General features: G+C 50.7%; 19 protein-coding genes, 1 tRNA gene and 1 pseudogene. 12 read left to right on the top strand and 9 right to left on the bottom strand.

The features are described from left to right. Nucleotides 1-49: 49 nt before the first annotated feature. Both P4D80_RS21615 and P4D80_RS21610 read left to right on the top strand, forming a co-directional pair. Entirely contained in the window at nt 50-334 is a 285-nt protein-coding gene (locus P4D80_RS21615) for a photosystem I reaction center subunit IV (RefSeq protein ID WP_421656092.1), read from the top strand. A gap of 301 nt (nt 335-635) precedes the next feature. Continuing rightward, nucleotides 636-1,484: a DNA-formamidopyrimidine glycosylase gene (locus P4D80_RS21610; protein WP_421656091.1), complete on the top strand. Its 849-nt coding sequence runs from the start codon at nt 636-638 to the stop codon at nt 1,482-1,484. Nucleotides 1,485-1,570: 86 nt separating this feature from the next. On the opposite strand, the gene P4D80_RS21605 is transcribed toward P4D80_RS21610, so the two are convergent. The 4 genes from P4D80_RS21605 to P4D80_RS21590 all read right to left on the bottom strand — a co-directional run bounded on the left by P4D80_RS21605 (nt 1,571) and on the right by P4D80_RS21590 (nt 7,356). Beyond that, entirely contained in the window at nt 1,571-2,911 is a 1,341-nt protein-coding gene (locus P4D80_RS21605; protein WP_421656090.1) for a TldD/PmbA family protein, read from the bottom strand. A gap of 155 nt (nt 2,912-3,066) precedes the next feature. Next, complete coding sequence (locus P4D80_RS21600) at nt 3,067-4,539, bottom strand: TldD/PmbA family protein (RefSeq protein ID WP_421656089.1); 1,473 nt, start codon at nt 4,537-4,539, stop codon at nt 3,067-3,069. A 399-nt stretch (nt 4,540-4,938) separates the two neighbouring features. After that, nucleotides 4,939-5,931 (bottom strand): hypothetical protein, encoded by a 993-nt coding sequence (locus tag P4D80_RS21595; RefSeq protein WP_421656088.1) that lies wholly within the window; start codon nt 5,929-5,931, stop codon nt 4,939-4,941. 351 nt (nt 5,932-6,282) lie between these two features. Continuing rightward, nucleotides 6,283-7,356: a zinc-dependent alcohol dehydrogenase gene (locus P4D80_RS21590; protein ID WP_421656087.1), complete on the bottom strand. Its 1,074-nt coding sequence runs from the start codon at nt 7,354-7,356 to the stop codon at nt 6,283-6,285. A gap of 375 nt (nt 7,357-7,731) precedes the next feature. On the opposite strand from P4D80_RS21590, the gene P4D80_RS21585 reads away from it, so the two are divergent. From P4D80_RS21585 to P4D80_RS21575, 3 genes are all read left to right on the top strand, one after another. Continuing rightward, the gene (locus tag P4D80_RS21585) at nt 7,732-7,938 is read left to right on the top strand and encodes a hypothetical protein (protein WP_421656086.1); all 207 of its coding nucleotides are present in this window, start codon (nt 7,732-7,734) and stop codon (nt 7,936-7,938) included. 32 nt (nt 7,939-7,970) lie between these two features. Beyond that, nucleotides 7,971-8,933 (top strand): GNAT family N-acetyltransferase, encoded by a 963-nt coding sequence (locus P4D80_RS21580; protein ID WP_421656085.1) that lies wholly within the window; start codon nt 7,971-7,973, stop codon nt 8,931-8,933. Between the two features lie 81 nt (nt 8,934-9,014). Next, nucleotides 9,015-9,467, top strand: a complete 453-nt coding sequence (locus P4D80_RS21575) for a GNAT family N-acetyltransferase (RefSeq protein ID WP_421656084.1) — start codon at nt 9,015-9,017, stop codon at nt 9,465-9,467. Between the two features lie 129 nt (nt 9,468-9,596). Here the strand turns inward: P4D80_RS21575 and P4D80_RS21570 are convergent, their stop codons facing one another. Both P4D80_RS21570 and P4D80_RS21565 read right to left on the bottom strand, forming a co-directional pair. Further along, nucleotides 9,597-11,108, bottom strand: a complete 1,512-nt coding sequence (locus P4D80_RS21570) for an AAA family ATPase (RefSeq protein ID WP_421656083.1) — start codon at nt 11,106-11,108, stop codon at nt 9,597-9,599. A gap of 153 nt (nt 11,109-11,261) precedes the next feature. Continuing rightward, nucleotides 11,262-13,313 (bottom strand): thioredoxin domain-containing protein, encoded by a 2,052-nt coding sequence (locus tag P4D80_RS21565; RefSeq protein ID WP_421656082.1) that lies wholly within the window; start codon nt 13,311-13,313, stop codon nt 11,262-11,264. A gap of 447 nt (nt 13,314-13,760) precedes the next feature. Between P4D80_RS21565 and P4D80_RS21560 the strand changes: the two genes are divergently transcribed. Continuing rightward, nucleotides 13,761-13,937 carry a hypothetical protein gene (locus tag P4D80_RS21560; RefSeq protein ID WP_421656081.1) on the top strand — a complete coding sequence of 59 codons (177 nt, stop codon included), beginning with the start codon at nt 13,761-13,763 and terminating at the stop codon, nt 13,935-13,937. Nucleotides 13,938-14,244: 307 nt separating this feature from the next. Here the strand turns inward: P4D80_RS21560 and P4D80_RS21555 are convergent. Then, nucleotides 14,245-14,331 (bottom strand) — tRNA-Ser (locus tag P4D80_RS21555). A gap of 88 nt (nt 14,332-14,419) precedes the next feature. Between P4D80_RS21555 and P4D80_RS21550 the strand changes: the two genes are divergently transcribed. The 6 genes and pseudogenes from P4D80_RS21550 to P4D80_RS21525 all read left to right on the top strand — a co-directional run. Further along, the gene (locus tag P4D80_RS21550; RefSeq protein WP_421656080.1) at nt 14,420-14,788 is read left to right on the top strand and encodes a 2Fe-2S iron-sulfur cluster-binding protein; all 369 of its coding nucleotides are present in this window, start codon (nt 14,420-14,422) and stop codon (nt 14,786-14,788) included. After that, the gene (locus P4D80_RS21545; RefSeq protein ID WP_421656079.1) at nt 14,778-15,335 is read left to right on the top strand and encodes a thermonuclease family protein; all 558 of its coding nucleotides are present in this window, start codon (nt 14,778-14,780) and stop codon (nt 15,333-15,335) included. The genes P4D80_RS21550 and P4D80_RS21545 overlap by 11 nt, the downstream gene beginning before the upstream one ends. A 269-nt stretch (nt 15,336-15,604) precedes the next feature. Beyond that, entirely contained in the window at nt 15,605-16,453 is an 849-nt protein-coding gene (locus tag P4D80_RS21540) for an inositol monophosphatase family protein (RefSeq protein ID WP_421656078.1), read from the top strand. A gap of 62 nt (nt 16,454-16,515) precedes the next feature. Next, the gene (locus P4D80_RS21535; RefSeq protein WP_421656077.1) at nt 16,516-17,475 is read left to right on the top strand and encodes a J domain-containing protein; all 960 of its coding nucleotides are present in this window, start codon (nt 16,516-16,518) and stop codon (nt 17,473-17,475) included. Next, nucleotides 17,475-18,719, top strand: a complete 1,245-nt coding sequence (locus tag P4D80_RS21530) for an ATP phosphoribosyltransferase regulatory subunit (protein ID WP_421656076.1) — start codon at nt 17,475-17,477, stop codon at nt 18,717-18,719. Before P4D80_RS21535 ends, P4D80_RS21530 begins: the two co-directional genes overlap by 1 nt. Nucleotides 18,720-19,064: 345 nt before the next feature. Further along, nucleotides 19,065-19,261 (top strand): annotated as a pseudogene (locus P4D80_RS21525) (IS1 family transposase); the annotation flags it as partial. Between the two features lie 202 nt (nt 19,262-19,463). Here P4D80_RS21525 and P4D80_RS21520 read toward each other — a convergent pair. Both P4D80_RS21520 and coaBC read right to left on the bottom strand, forming a co-directional pair. Beyond that, nucleotides 19,464-19,895 (bottom strand): hypothetical protein, encoded by a 432-nt coding sequence (locus tag P4D80_RS21520; RefSeq protein WP_421656075.1) that lies wholly within the window; start codon nt 19,893-19,895, stop codon nt 19,464-19,466. Further along, on the bottom strand, nt 19,892-21,154 hold the full coding sequence (gene coaBC, locus P4D80_RS21515) for a bifunctional phosphopantothenoylcysteine decarboxylase/phosphopantothenate--cysteine ligase CoaBC (RefSeq protein ID WP_421656074.1): 1,263 nt from the start codon (nt 21,152-21,154) through the stop codon (nt 19,892-19,894). Before coaBC ends, P4D80_RS21520 begins: the two co-directional genes overlap by 4 nt.

Here is a 21,154-nt window from a genome sequence, read left to right as displayed (position 1 = left end):
AAAGCATCAAAGCTGTAATACTTGAAGCTTAAGAACAGAAGGAAAACACATGGCAATCCAGCGTGGTTCTAAAGTACGAGTTACTCGTAAAGAGTCTTACTGGTATGGAGATGTGGGCACCGTTGCCTCCATCGACAAAAGTGGCATTAAGTATCCTGTGATAGTTCGGTTTGACCGGGTTAACTATACGGGTTACAGCGGCAACGCATCGGGTATAAACACTAACAACTTTGCAGAAAGCGAATTGGTTGAAGTTGAGCCACCAGCTAAGTCCAGGAAACCGGCTGCCGCCGCTGCTCCTGCCTCCACACCTGAGCCGCCTAACGAAGGTTAATTGCCACTCTCAGGGTAATGACCTCTGCTAGCTAATCTGAATCCTAAGAAAAAGGGTGAGAATGGGTAATTAACTGCCCGTTCTTACCTTTTTTTGGTTGTTAGTTAAGTGAGGTGTGAGGTGTGGGGTGAAAACTCAAAACTCATTCACCTCATCTACTCATCCACCCGTCTACGCCCTCACTCCCCCACCCATCCCCTGCCCCTCCACCCTCTCCTATTCTCCCTATCGCCCATAGCGGTTTTCATTTGAATGAGGTACGGTACCTCACACCCTTGAAAAAGACTACATTCTCATACCTATGCCCGAACTGCCTGAAGTTGAAACAGTCCGAAGGGGGCTGAATCAAGTGACTCTGCATCAAACCATTCAGGGTGGAGAGGTGCTGCTGAATCGTACCATTGCCTGCCCTGCATCGGCTTCAGCATTTTTGGAAGGATTGCAGGGGACGGCGATCGCTCAGTGGCATCGACGGGGCAAATATTTGTTGGCTGAGTTAACGTCCTCCGGCTATTTAGGGGTTCATCTTCGCATGACCGGGCAACTGCTCTGGCTCAATTCGTCTGAACCCGTGCAAAAACATACCAGAGTGCGGCTATTTTTTGCAGGTCATCAGGAACTCCGTTTTGTGGATCAGCGAACCTTCGGGCAAATGTGGTGGGTGCCGCCAGGTGAAGCCCCTGAGCGCATTATCAGTGGATTGCAGACTCTGGGACCAGAACCGTTTTCGGAGGATTTTTCCCTTGCTTACCTGGTCAGGCAACTGAAGCACCGTCGCCGCCCCGTTAAAAATGCCCTGCTCGATCAGGCGATCATCGCTGGGATTGGGAACATTTATGCCGATGAAGCCCTGTTCTTGAGCGGCATCCATCCCGAAACCCTTTGCATTGACCTGAATCGCAGGAAAATTGAAGGCTTGAGAACCAATATCCTACAAGTGCTGCAAGCCAGTATTGAGGCAAAAGGCACAACGTTTAGCACCTTTCGCAGTGTGGAAGGGGTAAATGGTAACTATGGTGGGGCAGCCTGGGTCTACGCTCGTGATGGGGAACCTTGCCGCACCTGTGGAGCCGTCATTCAGCGACTGAGAATGGCGGGGCGATCGGCCCATTACTGCCCTCAATGTCAGCGTAAAGTAAATCGCCTCTAAGGTTATGGTGGTTATGGTAGGTAATAGGCGGAAGGAATGAGAAGCTAGGAGTCGGCGGAAGTGAGGTGGGAGGTAGATTCTTCCCCTCACTCTCCAGTAATCGATAACGCTTCAACCCACACATAGGGACATACGCCAGCGGGAGTCACATGGGTCTCTTCCTCCACATAAACGATTGACTTCAGTAACTCCAGAAAATCCCCGGCAACTGTGGCTGACTCAATACTGATGCGTTTGCCCTGATGAATCAACCAACCATCAAATGGTAGGGAGAAAGAGCCTTGAAGCGCCTTAACTCCTGCGTGAAGTGCCTGCAAGTCATCAATCAATACCACATTTTCTGCGCTGTCCAAGCTGTACGTCTGCTCAGCAGGTTTGCCTGGAAAGACGTGATAGAAATGAGGGCTGACGCTGACTTTGGCTCCAATGTTGGCGTGTCCGGTAGGTTGGGTGTTGAATCGCCTGGCGGTTCCAGCACTGTGCAGGAAACTCGTCAACACTCCGTTCTCAATCAAAGTCACTCGACGGGTGGGGGTACCTTCCCCATCAAAGGTGGTGATCGCCGCGTTGTCTGGATGGAGTGCATCATCACAAACTGATAGTAGGGGAGATGCAATCTGGGTTCCCAGTGATTCTGGGGTTGAAAGGCTTTGTTTGTCTAGAATGCTTTGGGCATTGAACAGGTTTGAAAAGGCTCCTAACAGACTCAAAAACGCATCGGGTGAAAAGACAACCTGGTATTTGCCCGTCGGAATCTTTTGGTAGTTCAGGTGACTAATTGTTTTGTCAATGGTTTCTTTCAGGCAGCCTTCAATGTCCAATGTTTCTAAACCCCGGCTCATACGGAATGCCCCAGCACTACGAGTTTTTTTTCCTTCCTCCTCCGTTTTGCTGTAGAGGTAAATAGAGGCTGTAGAGTATGCTTCGGTGCGCTTGGCACCATCGCTGTTCAGGTAGAAATGGTCAATGTCGCGCTGGGCCAGGCCGTTATAGGGAACGCTGGCGATCGCCGGATGAGCCTCTATGACTTCCTTTTCAACCAGAATCAACTTATCGAGCAAATCTGCAACGGGCACCTGAGCGGTTTTATCGCTAATTTGTTGAGCCAGGGGAGCCGTTGCTTCGGGGCTAAAATCGGGAACGTTTTCTTTCACGCCAAAGAAGCTGGCTTCGTAGGCCGTCTTTAGTGCTAGCTCCAGCCCATTGGGGTCAACATCCGTTGTAGAAGTGACTCCCACCGTGTTCTCCTCGTTCCACACCCGCACGGTTACGCTGGAACGCTGAGAAGCTTTCACCTGGTCTGGCTTACCCTGATCAACTTTGACACTGGTTTCATCGACTGCTGAACCAAAGATGTCATATTTCTGGATATTCAGACGGTCTGCAATTTCCTTGGTCTGAATTGCAAGTTCTTGAATACTTAGCACAACAATTCCCTCAAATCTTCTTCAAAAACTAATGTTCTTCTCCTACTTCGTGACAGAAGTTTTACACCAATTGCGTGGATGAGTACCTCTCCCCCTCCCTCTCCACTCATCCACCCAGCCGATCCCAACTGGGCAGCCACTTCTGCCAGCCTGCACTACCGTCCGCCAACCGTAATGGAATCAACCTTGATATGAGGCTGACCAACGGTAACGTAAACGCTGCCGCTAACGGAACCACAGAATCCCGCAGCCAGATCCAGATCATTTGAACACATAGAAATTTTGTTCATAATTTCCCTGGCTTCCCCAATCAGGGTGGCTCCTTTGAGCGGTTTGGTTAGCTTGCCATTCTCAATCAGATAGGCTTCATCTACTGAAAAGTTGAACTGTCCCGTTGGGCCAACACTGCCGCCCCCCATCTTCTTGCAATAGATTCCCTTGTCAATCGAGGCCAGCAAATCATCAACCGAATACTCACCGGGAGCGATGTAAGTGTTGCGCATCCGCGAGGCGGCAGCATAGGTATAGTTCTGGCGGCGACCACTACCTGTGCGAGGATGCCCGGTACGAACGGAACCCGCTCGATCTGCCAGAAAGTTTTTCAGGATGCCCTTTTCAATCAGCAATGTGCGCTGAACCGGCATTCCCTCATCATCCATGTCGATGGTGCCAAAGGCGTCGGGGGTCAACCCTTCGTCCCAGGCGGTCAGGTTTTCGTGGGCAATCTTCTCGCCTTTCTGATCAAGAAAGGGGGTGGTGCGTTTTTCAACCTGAGTGGTTTCCAGCAGGTGCCCACAGGCTTCGTGAAAAATGACGCCACCAAACTTATTGGCCATCACAATCGGATAGCTACCAGATTCAACATAGTCGGCATACAACATTCTACCCGCAGATTCGGCAACGCTCTCGGCTGTGGAAGCATAGTCCCAGTTGCGTAAAAAATTGGGATCTCCGGTCTTACCTGCCCGCTCAGAAATGGAAGAGCGGTGAGTACCATCGGCACACAGAAGGCTATAGCCAACTGACTGGGTGAGGCGAATGTCTCTGGCAAAGGTGCCATCACTGGAGGCAACCATCACTTCCTGACAGTCACGGAAATACACTGCCCGACGGGATTGCACATGGCTGGCTTTTTGTTGCAGGCGAGCGTTGGCATCCAGCAGAACTTCGCTCATTTCGCGCATGGAACTACATTGGGGTAGCCAGGACTCTTTACCCCGCAGCACAGCATAGTCACGCAAAGGTTCCAGGTTGATTTCGGGAACAAAGGCGCCGGGGGCTGGAAGTTGCAATCCCAAAATGGAAAGTCCTTTCTCCAGGGCGGCTTTCAGTCCAGAAAAGGTCAGATCGTTGGTGCTGACGTAACTGTCAGCGTGTCCCCGAAACACCCGCACTCCTGCTCCGGTGGATAGGCGAGGAGAAATGCTGGTGATGGAGTCATCTTCTGCAAGGCAGCTAATGTAGTTGACCCGTTCTAGAAAGAACTCAACGAAATCTGCGCCCGCAGCACGCCCCAGGCCAAGGAGGGTAGATAGGGGAGACTCCCAGGTTTCATCGAAGCGGTTGGGAGTGGAAGTGTACTGAAGGTTTGGGAGCTCTCTGGAAAGAAGGAGAGGGGTTGCAAGCATGGTTTCTCCGGGGTGGCGATCGCAACTGAGCAACTTACTTTTTCAAACTTACTTTTTCAAAGTATAAAAGGCATCCCAATCTGATGCCCATGAATTCCATTCTAAGAGGCCTGCAAAAAATTTGTCGTGAAACCCAATTTCCCTCCAAAACTAAGGTTATAGCTCTACGCAGGTGCGTTAGGAAATTGGAATTAGAGAGGGAGTGGGGGCTTCGCCCCCAACCAGGGGTTCCACCCCCTGCACTCCGTCTTCAGCCTGGTGGCTATCGCTATACCTCAAAGCAAGTGGACTTCAAAATTCGAAGCAGGATGGATTGCTATGTATTCCCATGGGTGATGGCTTCACTGGTCATATCACCTGCCATAACAACTCTCTTAGTCCCTACTTTTCTCTTAGTCCCTACTTTGAAAAACTGTCATCTGTTATCTCAATCTGGGAACAGTAAAACCCTGCAAAAATGGCTGCTATGTAAAGCAGAACTCCCAGCCAGAATACCAGGTTGCCGATCAGTTGATCTTTCGTTAACAGGTTCATATCCAGCAATAGAAAATGCCAGTCGTGTAACACAGCTTCTCCACCCAACAGTGGCAATGCTCGTGCTTGGGCATCTTTGATGTAGATAGAAACATCCCATAAATTCTGGGCAACCCAACAAAGGGTAACTGCACCTGCATATAACTGCCGATGAAAGAGGAAGTAGCCCGTAATCCCTGCTGGAACCAATACTTGCATGAGTGAGCCACCCAAAATATGGAGAAATCTTCCAAAAAACGAGAAAATCACATGTCCCGCTTCATGGAAGATGAGGTTCACTCCATGCAAAAACATCATGATGCTGTCGCTTCCTTCCAGGAACCGCTCAACCGTGTAGCTTGATGCCCCAAATAGACCGTATAGAGCCAGAATGATGACAAAACTTACTTTCAGCGGATTCAGTTTGAGCAACAGGTGCCGCAGATCATCGGTGGTGTAAGTAAATGAACCAATTTTGAAAATGGGTGTCGTTCCAGGCGTAGTCCGTCGCATTGGAGTTGCGGACTCTTCAGGCGCAGATTGTTGGCTGGGTCCACGGCCTGTCTCTGGAGAGGTCGCTGAGAATTTTATACACTCAAATGCAACCGTCCATGCAGGTTTGGTTTCCCCGCGCTGCCGTCCATAGATCCTGACTACAGACGCGATCGCAAACTCCAGTTCCACCAAACACTGTCGGATACGACGAACAGCCATTACCTGATTGGGCACCAGTTCCGCCTCCAAAAGAACATGCAGACAGTCCTCGTGCTGGTGCACCTTAACAGCAACATTACGATCGCGCACAGCCTGACTCAACAGAGTCGCGATCGCCTGTTCATCTCCTTGCTTTGCCAGTTCTACAAGATCAAACGGCATCATATCACATCCAGTATGCCCGGTCTGTCTGGCAAAAAGATCAAAAAAAATCGATCGCCCCCATTAGCCAAAGAGCGATCGTTTGATCCAATTATAGTACAAACGAACTGAATATACTAGTCAATGGCTTCATCACTCCTCCACCTTTTCCCTCCTTCCGGTTCCAATCGTAAGAGAGGGGTTAGGGGTGAGGAGCTTTAAGTTTTGAGTGCCGGGTGCTGCGTCTCCTAACCTCTAGCCCTCAATCCCTATTCCCTAACCCCTATTCCCTGGCCCCTGGCTTCTTTGCTCTTTCCCCTTTCCCCTTCCCTCTTTCCTCTTTTCCCTCTCCCCTGCCTACTCCCCATTCCCCAACTAAGGAATCATCGCAACCTTAATCACCTTCCGCTGCTTCATCTCTTCAAACACCTGTCCCAGTGAGGTCAAAGGTTTTTCTCCACTAATCAATAATTCAAATGGAAGGGTTTGACTGGCTAACAACCGGAGGGCCGCCCGCACACATCTGGGTGTGTTATGGAAAACTCCTTTGAGAGTCAGTTCGCTGTAGTGGAGTTGTTCGGTATTCACCGTGATGGTGGTATCGCGGGGACAGCCACCAAACAGATTGACAGTGGCACCCGGACGGGCACAGGCGATCGCCATCTCCCAAACCGATGGCACTCCCGTTGCCTCAATTACCACGTCGGCACCCCAACCATTGGTCAGGTCTTTTACCAGGGAGGGCACATCCTCCAGCTGGCGGTAGTTAAAGGTTTTTACGGCTCCCAGTTTTTGACCGATTTGCAGGCGTTGCTCATTGCCCCCGAACAAGAAAACCTGGGCAAAGGGTTCGGTTGAGTCAGGCATGGCTGACTGGTTGTGCCAATCTCCTTTACCGGAGGCCAGAGCGGCCACAAACATCAAGCCGATCGCCCCATCACCCAAAATCACGATGCGATCGCCCCGCTTCACATTAGAACGGGCCGCTCCATGTAGCACACAGGCCAGTGGTTCGGTCATGGCTGCCAGTCCGTAGGAAACTCCTTCAGGAATAGATAACAAATTGTGTTGCACAATTGGAGCCGGAATTTTGAGGTACTCAGCAAAGGTGCCATTGTTAAACAGCAAATTCTGGCAGAGGGAGTACTCCTCTTTGTTGCAAAAGAAACAGTTCATACAGGGAGCCGAGTTGTTAGCAACGACGCGATCGCCCACCTGCCAGTCCTTTACGCCTTCCCCAACTGCAACTATTTCCCCTGCGGCTTCATGCCCAAATAATGTGGGTGGCTTTAGCATCTTCGCGTGCCCACCCCTGCGCCAGACCTTCAGGTCTGTTCCACAGGTGGTTGCGGCTCCTACCCGAATGACCACCTCTCCTGCCCCTGGAATGGGGTCTTCCACTTGCTCCAACCGGAGGTCTTCTTTTCCGTACAGTAATGCTGCCAGCAAAGCTGCCTAACCTTTAGAGAAGATTACCGAATCATCTTACTGGTTTGGCGACTCGATTTTGTAGTTCAGCCTCATCTATCCCCCAGCTTCAACAACATTTGCTTTCCGGAGTAAGAGAAACACGCTTGTAGTATTTTGTAGTTTAGTGGTACAGGTTTTCTATCTCAATTCTCGTTTGGATGTGGTACGGGCGGAAAGGCGAAACGCTTTCCGCCCCTTCAGCCAAGATATTGCTTTCAATTGAGAATCGCCCCATCACAGAATCCATCAACGACAACGGACTTTCCAGAGATTTATTACAAATTTCCTTCAACTGTGGAATAGGAAAATTGTCCGTTGAAGCTAAAAAAGCCCCAACGTTAAAAGGTCACGATCATGGTGTTACTCTACCCCCAATCATTCAAACCCTTCCAGCCCCCTCCAGAGTCTGATAAGAAGCCAGAACCGTCAAAACTCCCTCCAGTTCCTCTGGATGACAAGATTCAGGAGCCTGACCATTCGAAGGAATCGGCAGAAACGATTCACAATCTCCGACAAACCTATTACCTTACCTGGTACCTGGAACGACGCACGTTTTTGTAAAGACGGTTACGCACAATTTGAATGGAATTCTTATGAAGACGCTAACACGGCGCCCTTACCAGGGAGAATCTGATTTGCCCAGGATTGTTGACTTAATCAATACCTGTGCGATCGCCGACGACATAATTGATAGCACAACGTCCATTAATGAACTGCAGATTGAGTTCGGTTCTCCTTTAGTCAATCCAGAGCGTGACATTTGTCTCTGGGAAGATATCGACGGTAAGCTAATTGGCTTTGCTGAACTCTGGATTCCAGAATCGAGTCAAACCCAGAGGGGTTCCCTCTGGTTTAATGTACATCCCTCTATCCGCGATCGCGACTTAGAAACCGAGATTCTGATGTGGGCGGAAAGGCTAATGCAAAAAATCAGTCAGGAACGAGGAGTCACAGTCAACCTGCAAGTGCCCGTCCGCGAAACGTTGACAGACCGGGTGACTTTGCTGAAACGTCATGGTTTTGGTCCTGTGCGCTATTTCTACCGCATGGAGCGATCGCTTGCAGATCCCATTCCCAAACCCCAATTTCCAGATGGATTTATCCTTCGTTCGATGAATAGGATAGAAGATGCCCAGGCATGGGTTGATTTATATAACCAGTCTTTTATTGATCACTGGAACCACCATGAAATGACACTGGAGGAATGCCGCTACTGGATGAACCACAATCCAGTCTATCGACCGGAATTGGATCTGGTGGCGATCGCCCCTGATGGCACCTTTGCTGCCTTTTGCTACAGCGAAATTGACCCTGAGTACAATGCCCGCATTGGGCAGAGACTAGGTGCAGTTCATCTACTGGGCACCCGTCGAGGTTTTCGCCGGATGGGATTGGGAAGAGCAATGCTGCTATCAGCCCTACACCGACTTCAGAAAGCAGGGATGGAAACCACCCGATTAGGAGTGGACACCGAAAACCCCTTGGGTGCAAAGCAACTCTACGAATCCGTCGGCTTTAAGCAAGTGTTGACCAGTATCGTTTTTGAAAAGGAATGAGGGGTGAGGGGAGTTTTGAGTTCTGATGAAGGCAACAGGCAATAGAGTGGAGGGTAAATGGGCTGATGGGTAGATTACTGAATGCAACTGAATGCAATTGTTACGTTGCGGGAAATCACTAAAGAAAACCTGGATGGCATCCTCAAGCTAAAGGTGACTCTCGCTCAAGAAAATTTTGTTGCTTCCAATGCTGTATCTATTGCTCAAGCCCATTTCTATCCAGAAGTTGCATGGTTTCGAGCAATCTATGCGGACGAAACACCCATCGGGTTTGTAATGCTGGAAGATGACCCCGCCAATTCATCTTATTTCCTCTGGCGATTCATGATTGATGCTCGTTTTCAAAAGTGTGGGTTTGGACGACGTGCTTTAGAATTGGTAACTGAATACGTCAAAACCCGTCCTGGAGCAAAAGCATTATTGACTAGCTGCGTTCCCGGCGAGGGGAGTCCTGGAAAGTTTTATGAAAAGATGGGCTTTACCTACACCGGTGAAATGGATGAGGATGAGTTAATTATGCAGTGTAAGTTTTGAAGTGATGGCAGGTGGTAGGTGGTAGGTGGCAGGTGGTAGCTCCTGCCCTCTGATCCTTATCATCTACCACCTGGATCCCTTGCATTTCTCTGACAACTAACAACCAACAACTAACCACTACCCTAACACCTATTCCCTTCCCAGCTTAAGACGCCTCGCCTTCAGTGTTTGCAACAAATGCTGCATGCTGATCTTGGCTTCTGGTATTTCAACAGCGGCGTAAAAAGCAGCTTCGCGGGCAATGACCTGAATCTCTCCCCCGGTGAGGCGAAACTTGTGTGCCAGCCATTCCCAATCAATGTCGGCATGTAAAGGAGTTTGAGGGGGAAAGGCCCGCTGCCAGAGTCGCAAACGGCTTTGCTCATCGGGCAGAGGGAACTCCAGAATGGGAGTGATTCTTTTCTGCCATCGGGGTTTTACCGCTTGCTTGCTGGGAACACTGAGGAGCGTAATGCTTCGCTGCAGTTGACGCTGGTGCAAAAATTGAAGGATTTCTGTTTCCAGCAGAGGTGGGGGTTGCCGTAACCAGATCTGGGCAGATTTGAGCAGTAAAACCGTGGGGGCTTGTTCAGCGATCGCCAGCAACACCTGACTATGAGCATTGGGAGGCAGTAGTGCCAGATCAACCACTGTGAGGGGAGTGCCCAACTCCTGGGCAATTGCCCTAGCTGCCATCGTTTTGCCTGTGCCAGATGCTCCAATCAGGAGGGCGATCGCTCCAACAGGTGGCTGGTCCATCCATTCCTGAAATCCCCAAACCTCATCCACCTGGGAAACTAACTTGAACCGTTGGCAAAGATGCTGGAGCGTTTCTAAAAGCGCTGGGGGGAGAACCAGGTCAAGCCAGGAGGGGGCAGGTTGAGATGGAAAAAAGCTGAGCCATGTAGCAGGAAAGCCAGAATTAGTTCCTGTTTGTTTAAGCTGTATTTGATGGGAGTGACTAACAGGTAAATCGGGTTGCAACAATTCTTGTAGAAAACAGACATCTGGTTTGTCGGCTAGTAGAAAACTGACCAGCGGATCGGAAAGTTTTACCAGACGGGTCAGAAATGGTTCTGCCTGATTGGACAGCACTTCCAGCAGTCGATACCTCAGCAAAACCGAATCCCTGGTCAGGCATTGTCGCCCCAGTCGCCACTCAGTATCGTTGCGGCAAAGAATGCGTAGAAGCAGGTCTACTGTTGGCAGGCCGGGGGCTCCGGGCTGTTCCGTTTCTTGTAAGTAATTGTAGATCTGTCCATAGCGGCGATTGATTTCGGGAGCCAGTGCCATCAACACCAGGTTTTTCTCAAAGGCTGAAAGTTGCAAGTGATTCCTTAACAATGGCAACCCCAGACCGATCTGTTGTTGTTCACTGGCTCGAATTTTCGCCTCCATCTGTTGCTGATAGCCACCTTTGCTGGCTCTACGCCGTGGCATTTCTGCTGGAGAGTCATAGGCCACTTCACCTTCCAAACTCACCAAACCTTTCCACCAATGGCTGCTGGCGCGGTCGGCACGATTACGGGCGAGGCGATCGACTTCCTTTGCTTCCTTCCGTTGCCGTGCAATAGCCAGGCTCAACACCCGATCCAGCCAGTTTAATTCTGCTTTCAGGTATGTCCAGTTATCGGGGAAGGGTTCAACGGAATCGCCAGGCATTGAGGTGAGGAATAGGGAATAGAGGGTTAGGGAAGGGTGATCAGGAAGAAGGAAGAAGAAAGAGGAAAGAAAAAAGAGGAAAAAAGCTACGAGTCAGAAGCTAGAAGTTAGCTCAGCACTCAGCACTCAAAACTTATCCATCCATCCACCCTGTTATCCTCTAATCTGGCTTTGTTGGAGTTGTTCTTGCAATTGTTCTGCACTCCAGGCAGGTTCCTGGCAGCTCAAGCCCTGGCAAACCAGACCCACAGCACCCGGAGGCAGGTCAGTGTTTACTTTGTATACAACGGTCGGCAGGTATTGAGCAAAAAGCGCAACAATCTGGTCGGATGTGGTACGCACCAGGGTGTGGTTTTGAAACCAGTCAAGGGCAGAAAAGAGACTAGGGCAGGACTGGGGCGATCGCTCCATCACTACTCCAAATGCTCGCAGGATTTGCTCGGCTCTATCCAGATTGCTAAGGTCTTCTGTTAATAACGCTAGCCGAACCAGATTGGTAGCGGCAACCCCATTGGCGGCAGGAGTCGCATTGTCTACATAGCTCCGTTCGCGCAACAGTAGATCACTTCTAGCATCTGTATTGTAGTAGCCTCCCAACTCCAGACTCCAGAGAAATTCATCCAGCTCCTCTTGCAGCCTTACCGCTTGCCCCAACCAAACTTTAGCCTCTCGCGCAAGAGCTAAATTGGCCTGATGCAGATCAAGTAGTGCCTTGATAAACAGCGCATAGTCCTCCGACTGGGCCAGAACGTCGGGTTTTCCATCATAATTAACGCGATGGAAACGCCCATTTACCCACTGATGGTCGAGGATAAAATTGGCAGCTTGGTGGGCGAGTTCTAGATATTCACCGTTTTGGAAAACCATCGCAGCCCGCGCCAGTCCCGAAATCATCAGGCTATTCCAGGCAACAATCATTTTCGTGTCAGTCACCGGAGGAATGCGACCAGTCCAGGTAGTGGTTTTGGCTTCCTGGTTGTTACGGGCAGGTGGAAAGGTTGGCAGGGCATCGGCAAATTCCCCATAGCGAACCTTAAACAGCTTGCTTAAAGCTACCTCCAGGCTATCTGAAAGTTGACCGGGTTGCTGCCGCTGCAAGACGTTATACCCTTCAAAATTGCCATCCTCCGTCACTGTAAACTGTTGGGTCAGTTCTGCCAGTTCTTCAGCCGTGAGCAACGATTGCAACTGTTGATAATCCCAGACGTAGAAGGCTCCTTCTTCAGGTTCGGCTTCGGTGGGGTTGGTGAAACTGTCGGCATCCTGGGCGGCGTAGAAGTAACCTTCGGGAGCGGTCATCTCGCGCTTGAGCCATTCAACGGTGAGGGCAATCGCCCGTTCAAACGCAGGTTCCCTCACCCCCAATGCCCACAGATTTGCCAGGTATTCCACAATCTGCCCATTGTCATAGAGCATCTTTTCAAAGTGAGGCACCGTCCAGGTTGGGTCTACTGTATAGCGATGGAAACCACCCGCAACGTGATCAAAAATGCCACCCAGAGCCAGATCTAACCCTCGTTGTCTGCTAATTTCACCAGCCTGAGGCACTGACTCAGGAAACCGAGACGCCCGCAGCACCGCTTCCGCGTAGGGAATCATCGGGAAACTGGGACCCGGCGATTTTGAAGAGATAATCCCTGTGCTGGACTGCAAACCCTTCTTCAGGAGATCTCGACTGAGCTCCTGAATCGGTTGCAGGGTCGCCACAGTCTGCAAATTGCTCAAGATTTCTCCCTTGACCGATCGCAGCTTGTCTTTTTGGGTGTCGTAGTACTGACGGATGGCTTGCAGCACTTGCAAAAAGCCAGGTCGCCCGTAACGGGACTCAACCGGAAAATAGGTACCACCATAAAAGGGAACCAGGTCATCAGGAGACAGAAATACATTAAGGGGCCAGCCACCCTGCCCAATCATCATCTGCACGGCCTGCATATAAATGCTATCCAGGTCAGGACGTTCTTCTCGATCCACCTTGATTGGCAGAAAGTGGGCGTTCATGTAATCGGCGATCGCCTTATCCGAAAAGGCTTCCCCTTCCATTACCGTGCACCAGTGGCAACTGGAGTAACCGATGGAGAGAAAAATCGGTTTATCTTCTCGCCGCGCTGTTTCCAGTGCTTCTTCACACCAGTACCACCAATCAATCGGGTTGTCGGCATGTTTGCGCAGGTAGAGGCTATTGGATTGGGCAAGGCGGTTTGGCATGGGAAGTTATTAGTTGTGTTGGTTGTTAGTTGTTAGTCAGGTGAGGGGAGCGGTGTGAGGTGAGGAGCAGCGCCTCCTTATCTGCCCTGGAGTTTTGAACTCTGGCACCTACCAACTACCAGTCTAAAATTTTCCTGCCAGCCTGATACGAAGTCACTCTCACGGGTACCACAAAACCTTTCCTGGCTTTTCTAAGCTGGAGTCGAAATTGAATCGAATCCCCTATAGCGTTCACAAATAGTTTGTGAACAAGGGGGGTGGAGGCTTCGCCCCCACGCAGGGGTTCCGCCCCTGCACCCCGTTCAAATTTCAAAAAGGATCGCTATAGAAAGGATTGAACGGATTGCCAGGTTAGTTTTGGCGTAATGACCTGTTTGTTCGATAGTTGTTAATCCTATTCACCCTGCAATAGCTGCAATTCATCCAGATTTACCAGGAGAAAAATCAATGACTCAAAAGATATTGGAAGTGACGGCGATCGCAGATCTGATAATTCTGAGAAGCTTTCCACCCAAATTACAAATCAGTGCCTCTGGTCATGTGACATCATCCGGTTGGGCAAATGCTCAGTTGATTCCATACGTATATATTCCAAGCGCCTCCAAATGGCATTTACGATTTTGATTTTGTTGCAGAACCACCCGATGAAGCAGCAGCCCAGGCCATTTCGACCATAGAAGCGAGTTATCTATGGGACGCATTTCCCGATGACTTGAAGGGTGTAAGGATACACGCCTCAACAAATTCACTTGAAAAGCTACTGAGCCCAATCGAAGAGCCTACTAAGAAAGAACCTACCAAGAAGTAAGTAGGTAGTCATAATTAATTTGTAAAGGGGGGGGGGGAGTGGGGGCTGCGCCCTCACTCCCCCTTCTGACAGTTAATTATGGCTATCTACTTGTCACTGGTTAAAACTTATCACTGGTTAAAACGGAGAGAGAGGGATTCGAACCCTCGTTAGAGTTACCCCTAAACAGCATTTCCAGTGCTGCGCCTTCAACCACTCGGCCATCTCTCCAGGGGGGATTGCGCTATATCCACAGTCACAGAATGATTATATTAGCAGAAGCTGGTCATAGACTGGTAAAGAAACTCGTAATTGATCCATGACCCAATCTTATATTGTTCGAATTCGCGATCGCCGCACCAACACCCTCCGCACCGTCGAAGTGCCCGAAGACCGTTACATCCTGCACACCGCTGAAAACCGGGGTATAGAGCTGCCCTTCTCCTGTCGCAATGGAGCCTGCACCACCTGCGCGGTTCGAGTGCTTTCGGGCGAAATCTACCAGCCGGAGGCGATGGGGCTATCTCCTGGCTTGCGCAAACAGGGATATGCTCTGCTCTGTGTCAGCTATCCCCGCTCTGACCTGGAAGTAGAAACCCAGGATGAAGACGAAGTTTACGAACTTCAGTTTGGACGCTATTTTGGCAAAGGTAAGGTGACAAGAGGGCTGCCACTGGATGAAGATTAGTCAGGCGACAGACAACGGACGACAGGCGGCAGAGAAAAGCCCCTCTTTTCTTTTGGGTCTGGTGTCCCTGCTCTTTTGTCTTTTACTGACAGCCTGTCAACCTCCAAACCAGCCCCAGGGGTTGACAATTCCCGTGCAGCAAGTGCTTACCGGGCGCGATATTGAGGTGGCGGGGATTGTTGGGCAACCAGAAATCACCGAGCGGGTTCGGTTAGAAGGTATTGATGCTCCCGATCCAGCTCAACACCCGTGGGGAGAGGCAGCTAAAAACTGGTTGAAACAGGCGATTGGCAACCACCCTGTGCTGCTAGAGTCAGATCTGGAGCCACGGGACGACAACGGCCAGCGGTTGGCTTATGTCTGGCAAAATAGCCAATTGCTCAATGAGAAACTGGTCGCAGAAGGTTACGCGATCGCTACTCCCCCATCCCCCCAACCGCAAATACGACCAGCGCCTTGCCCGCGCCCAGGATCGGGCAAGAACACTGGGATTAGGGATCTGGAATCCCAACCAACCGATGCGGCTTTCACCTGCGGAGTTTCGTAGCGGCAGGGGAGCGTAGGAGTGAGGAAGTGAGAGAGTGAGGATTCGCCCCCAGTCAGGGGGTCCCACCCCCTCCACCCCCCGAATCTATCTTCAATTTAATTTTGTCCAGTTACTTAACACCAGTTACTTAACACCAGTTACTTAACAACTGATATCACCCGATTACCCCCTCCCCGTATTACACCCTCACACCCTCACCCTATCACTCATCCACCCATCTACCCTCTCATCCCTCACTTAACCAACAACTAACAACTAACAACTACCTCATGCTTACTAGCTCTGAACAACTCGCGGCGTTCCTTGACATTGCTACGGAAGCCGCTTTGGCGGCGGGTGTCATTTTGCAGGATTACCTGGGCAATCTGGATGAGATCGAGGAGAAGGGGCATCCTGGTGATCTGGTAACAGAGGCAGACCGGAAAGCGGAGATAGAGATTCTGAAGGTGCTCCGCCGCCATGTGCCGGGGCACAGAATTCTGACAGAGGAATCGGGACAGGTGGGCAGTCTGGACAGTGAGTTTTTTTGGGCGATCGACCCGCTGGATGGTACTACAAACTATGCGCACCAATACCCGGTTTCGGCGGTTTCCATTGGGCTGATGATTGAAGGGGTACCTCAGGTGGGGGTCATCTATGATCCTTTTCGGCGAGAATTGTTTCGGGCTGCTAAAGGGCTGGGAGCAACCCGCGATCGCCGTCCGATTCGCGTTTCAAAAACCTGTGAATTAAGTAAAAGCCTGTTAACAACAGGTTTTGCCTATGATCGCCGCCAAACCACCGACAACAACTATGCCGAGTTTTGCTATCTGACCCACCTGACGCAGGGAGTACGGCGGGGTGGCTCAGCCGCGTTAGATTTGGCCTATGTTGCCTGTGGTAGATTTGATGGCTACTGGGAACGAGGTCTATCACCCTGGGATATGACTGCGGGCATTATTCTTCTGGAGGAGGCTGGGGGAAAGGTGACCGCTTATGATGGCAGTCCTTTCCAGATCGATTCTGGACGGATACTGGCGACCAATGGTCACATCCATACCAGCCTTAGCACGGAGCTACAGCGAGTTCCTTCCCTCACCATTTGGGCAGATCTCGGCAAGTTTAGTAAGCTAGGCTAACGCCAGCTTGCTCAGGCAGTATTACACTAGAATGAATTCAACGGCAGGTAAGCATACATACCATGTCTTTTCTAATTGAGCGAGGGCTTTTTCTCCTGGACTTTAACGATCACCATGCAATTTTAGGTGTCCCGGTTGATGCCGACATCAAAGACATTCGGAAACGGTATCTCAAGATTGCTCGACGCCTGCACCCGGATAGCTGCCTATCTGAGAGCGAAGAAGATAAACAGCGTGCCAGTCAGTTTTTGTCTAAACTGGTTAACCCAGCCTGGGAAAAGCTGTCTCAAGAAAAAGACCGCAGCGAATACGGCTTGCTTTTGAAGTTGAAGGTACAACAAGCTCTGCAAAAGAGGGGATCGCTAGATGTGGTCAGTAGTTTGGCAAAGCAGCTTTCCACCACCCCCAATCCCGACCACTTTTATCAGGCATCCTTAAAAGACCTGGCGAATAAGCAATATGACCATCTGGATCAAACTCTGGAGTTAACCGCCCAGATCAGTGAATTAAATCTGGTGTATCTGATGCGCAAAGAAAGCAGTGGTGGTATTGCACTTGATGAACCGAAAAAGACGATTTACACCGGCAGCAACATTCCAGATTCCACTCGATCCTCGACCAGACCGATCGCAACGGCTCCAAACGTGCCTCCTAAACGAGAATCCTTCTCTGATCAGTATTACCGTCGAGCGGAAGCCCTGGCTGCAAAGGGTAATTTTGCCCAGGCAATTCTGGAACTGAGGGATGCCTTGAAAATTGAACCCAATAACAGCCGTTGCCACAGCTTGCTGGGAGTGATCCATCTGCGGCAGAATCAGTTGCCGATGGCACGGGTTCACATTAATAAAGCACTACAAATTGATCCCCAGAATGAGATGGCATTGGAAGCCAAGCAAAAACTGGAGCAGGGGCAAAGCAGTGCGGGGAAGGTGACTCCTCCCAAAGCGTCACCCAAGTCGAATAAGCCTAACGATCAGCCCGGTGGCGGTTTATTTGGTTTGTTTGGTGGGAAGAAGAAGTAATGGCCTATCAGTCTCCGGCAGGAGCAAGGGATCTACTACCCCTGGATGTTGCTCAAAAACGTTGGATTGAAGATCGCTTGCAGCAGGTATTTCACCGCTGGGGCTATCATCGGATCATCACCTCTACCCTAGAACGGTTAGATACCTTGATGGCAGGGGGCGCAATTCAGCGATCAACGGTGATTCAACTTCAGGAATCGGAAGAGGAAGAATTGGGGTTACGACCCGAACTGACTGCCTCGATCGCCCGTGCTGCCGTCACTCGGATGGCGGGTGCAACTCTTCCCCTGCGTCTTTACTACAACGCTAATGTTTTCCGCCGTGCCCATGAAGGCAGCCACAGCCGCCAGCAGGAGTTTTACCAGGCGGGCGTTGAACTGTTGGGAACAGGTGGTTTACTGGCTGATGCTGAGATCTTGCTACTGTTGACGGATGGTTTGAAATCTTTGGGATTACGACAGTGGACGCTGGTGCTGGGAGAGGCTGGTTTAACGCGATCGCTCCTCGCGTCTTTTCCCTTAGCGGTGCGGGATCAGGCGCGCTGGGCGATTGCCCATCTGGACCGCATCACCCTCGAAACCCTCCCCCTCACATCTGAATTGCGAGAACGGGCACTGATGCTGCTGGATCTGCGCGGTCGTCCCGATGAGGTATTGCAAAAGGTTGCCAGCCTCAAACTCGACGCCTACCAGCGAAAAGCGCTTGACAATCTGAAATCCCTCATCGATCTGCTGGAAAAAAGCAGTTTTCTCCCCTCTATGCCTCACCCTTCCCCCTCCCTGGTCCTCGACCTCAGCCTGATTCGTACCTTCGACTACTACACTGGCATCGTGTTTGAAGTTGTTAGCCCCAGTGAGGCAGGGCTTCAAACTCTGGGACAGGGAGGACGTTACGATCAACTCCTCGGAGTCTATCACCCTCAAGGGCAGAGTTATCCTGGCATTGGGTTTTCTCTGCAAATCGAACAGCTCCATCAAATTTTACTGCCGACCGGGCAACTGCCTCAGCAAACCCCTGGTAGTGAGTGGTTGGTTGTACCAGATAGCCCCCAGGCTTATACCGCAGCTCTAGCCTATGCCCAGAGCTTGCGTCACTCAGACAGTCTCGCCAGAGTTGAGCTGGACCTGGGTGGACGAACTTCAGCCGAAATTTACGATTATGCCCGCCACCGACGCATCACCCAAATCGCCTGGGTCAAAGCTGGAGGAGACCCTGTAATCGAAACGGTCAATCATCAGCTTTAAAGTAAGCATACCGATTTGTACTCACTTGATGCTGTTGTGGGTGAGTGTCAATATCTCCTCCGCTCTCATCAGTAAGTTAACTGACAAGTTGATGCATTTGGCGATAAACAACATTGCTAAGCGATGAAACCGACCGATTAAAGATCGAAAGGCAGCTTCGTTACATTTCGCCATTCTATTCCAGGATGCTTTAACGATTGACAATCTCAGGGCTTACACAAAAGTCTAAACATTCTCTGGTTGGGTTGTAGAAAACCACGGTGCTGCAACCCTCTCTCTTTATAACCCTCTCTCTTTTATGGCAACAAGTTTGTCTTTGGCATTGCTTGCTTTTGGCATTGCTAGTTCTATGTCATAGATGGCTGGACAGTCTACCCTTGCTTGATTAATGTGGATGATCACATTGTCAGCGAGACCTATTATGATTCGAGTTGAGGAAGAGAATACCCGATTACAGCACTATCTGTAATCGCTTGCATCGCAAGACGTTGTGTTATTGTAAGTCCGTAAAAAAGCTGAAGCACTTGATCCAAGTGTTATAGCTCTACGCGGGTGCGTTAGGACATTGGAATTAGAGAGGGAGTGGGGGCGAAGCCCCCAGCCAGGGGTTCCACCCCTGCACCCCGTCCTAACCATCATGACTACCGCTATATTTCACTATTTGAAATTTCGTTCGCTTTGAAATTTCGTTCGCTACCACTTCTTGCCTAATTCATACTCGATTCAGTAACGCCTGATAGCTTTTTACACCGAATCTTCCCCCTTGTCTTGTTCCATCCGCTTCTTCAAGAGACGAATTTTATTGCCCCGACCCGAAATAGTGGCAGAATCCTTCTCAATCTCCACAAATAGCTTGCCAGAGAAGAAATTGCTGAGCGCGGGACGAGAATAAACGGTGAATGCATCCAATTTTCCAGCCTCGCTGTACCCTAACTGTTCCAGGGTTTGCTTCAACTTTTTAAGAAACGCGCCCCGATTTTTAATGGGAAGCGTAAGAGTTTGATGGCTATTGAAATAAGCACCCACCAACCCTGCTGTTAAACCCAATAAAATACTCACCTGGAAAGGATTAAACGTCAGTTCAGAACCAACCCCCTGATCGATCACAAACGCTGCGATCAGGGTTGTACCAACAAAGTAAAACAAAAAGGTGGGAACAAACCCCGGACCTTTCATGACAGCTCTCCTGATTGGGTGGATGGGTGGATGGGTGGGGGAGTACTCCTTACCCCCTGAACAAAATCCAATAATTGATGCGCCATTTGTAGCTTACTGCACGGTTCGATCGCCTGTTGCCGTCCTTCGCGGTCAATGAAAACGGCCTGGTTCGAGTCACTGCCAAACCCACTATCGGCTTGGTCGATGGGGTTGGCGGCGATCGCGTCCAGTTTCTTCCGCTTCAGCTTGTCTAAAGCAGGTGTCACGATATCGCCACTTTGGGCGGCAAATCCAATCAATTTCTGGTGAGGTTGTTTCAGGCGGCTAAGTTCTGCGGCAATATCGGGAACGGGCTTCAACGGCAGGCTGTCAGGCAAGGCTGCCTTGGGCAATTTCTCTAAGCTACAGGTCGCTGGCTTGACATCCGCAACCGCCGCCGCCATAACTGCCCAATCTGCATGGGGAAACCATTCCAGCAGCGCTCGCCGCATTTCATCAGCACTGACCGTCGGAATCAACCGAACTTCCTGGAGAGCGGCAACCTTCTGGATCTCCATTGGGGCATGCACCAGGATAACGGTGGCCCCACGATGAATTGCTGCCTGGGTTAGTGCGATTCCCATCTTCCCCGTCGAAGGATTACCAATAAAGCGAACCGGATCCAGGTGTTCTCGGGTTCCACCAGCACTAATCAGCAGGTGTTTGCCCGCCAAATCGCGTTTTCCCTGAGTATGCAAAAGGGAAAGAATATGGGGCAGAATTGCGTCGGGTTCTGCCATCCGCCCCATGCCGACGCGATCGCAAGCCAGAATACCTGCCCCCGGCCCCACCCGGTGATAGCGAGGATCAGTGCAAATTTGCTGCCAGTTTCGCTGAACCGACTGTTGCTCCCACATGTCCGTATTCATGGCCGGAGCCAGCAACACCGGGCAGGTAGACGCCAGCACTGTATTGGTCAGCAAATTATCAGCCATCCCGTACACCAGCTTAGCCAGGGTGTTGGCAGTGAGTGGTGCAATCACCAGCACCTCAGCCCACTCTCCCAACTCAATGTGCAGCGGACGGGCCTGGGTCGGCTGCCAGAAGTCCCGATCTGTATAGGCAGGATGACGACATAGGGTAGAAAAGGTCAGCGGAGTGACAAACTCCTGGGCTCCATCGGTCAGGATAGCTCGCACCTCAATACCCGACTTCGCTAGCGCCGAGGCCACTTCTGCCATCTTGTAGGCTGCAATGCCACCCGTAATTCCCAGTAAAACCCGTCCTGGTTGAGCCAT

It is taken from the genome of Leptothermofonsia sp. ETS-13, assembly GCF_049200465.1.
In the GTDB taxonomy this organism is placed as follows: Bacteria; Cyanobacteriota; Cyanobacteriia; order Leptolyngbyales; family Leptolyngbyaceae; genus Leptothermofonsia.
Note: the sequence above shows the minus strand (reverse complement) of the source record. Positions and strands in the feature narration are given on the sequence as shown.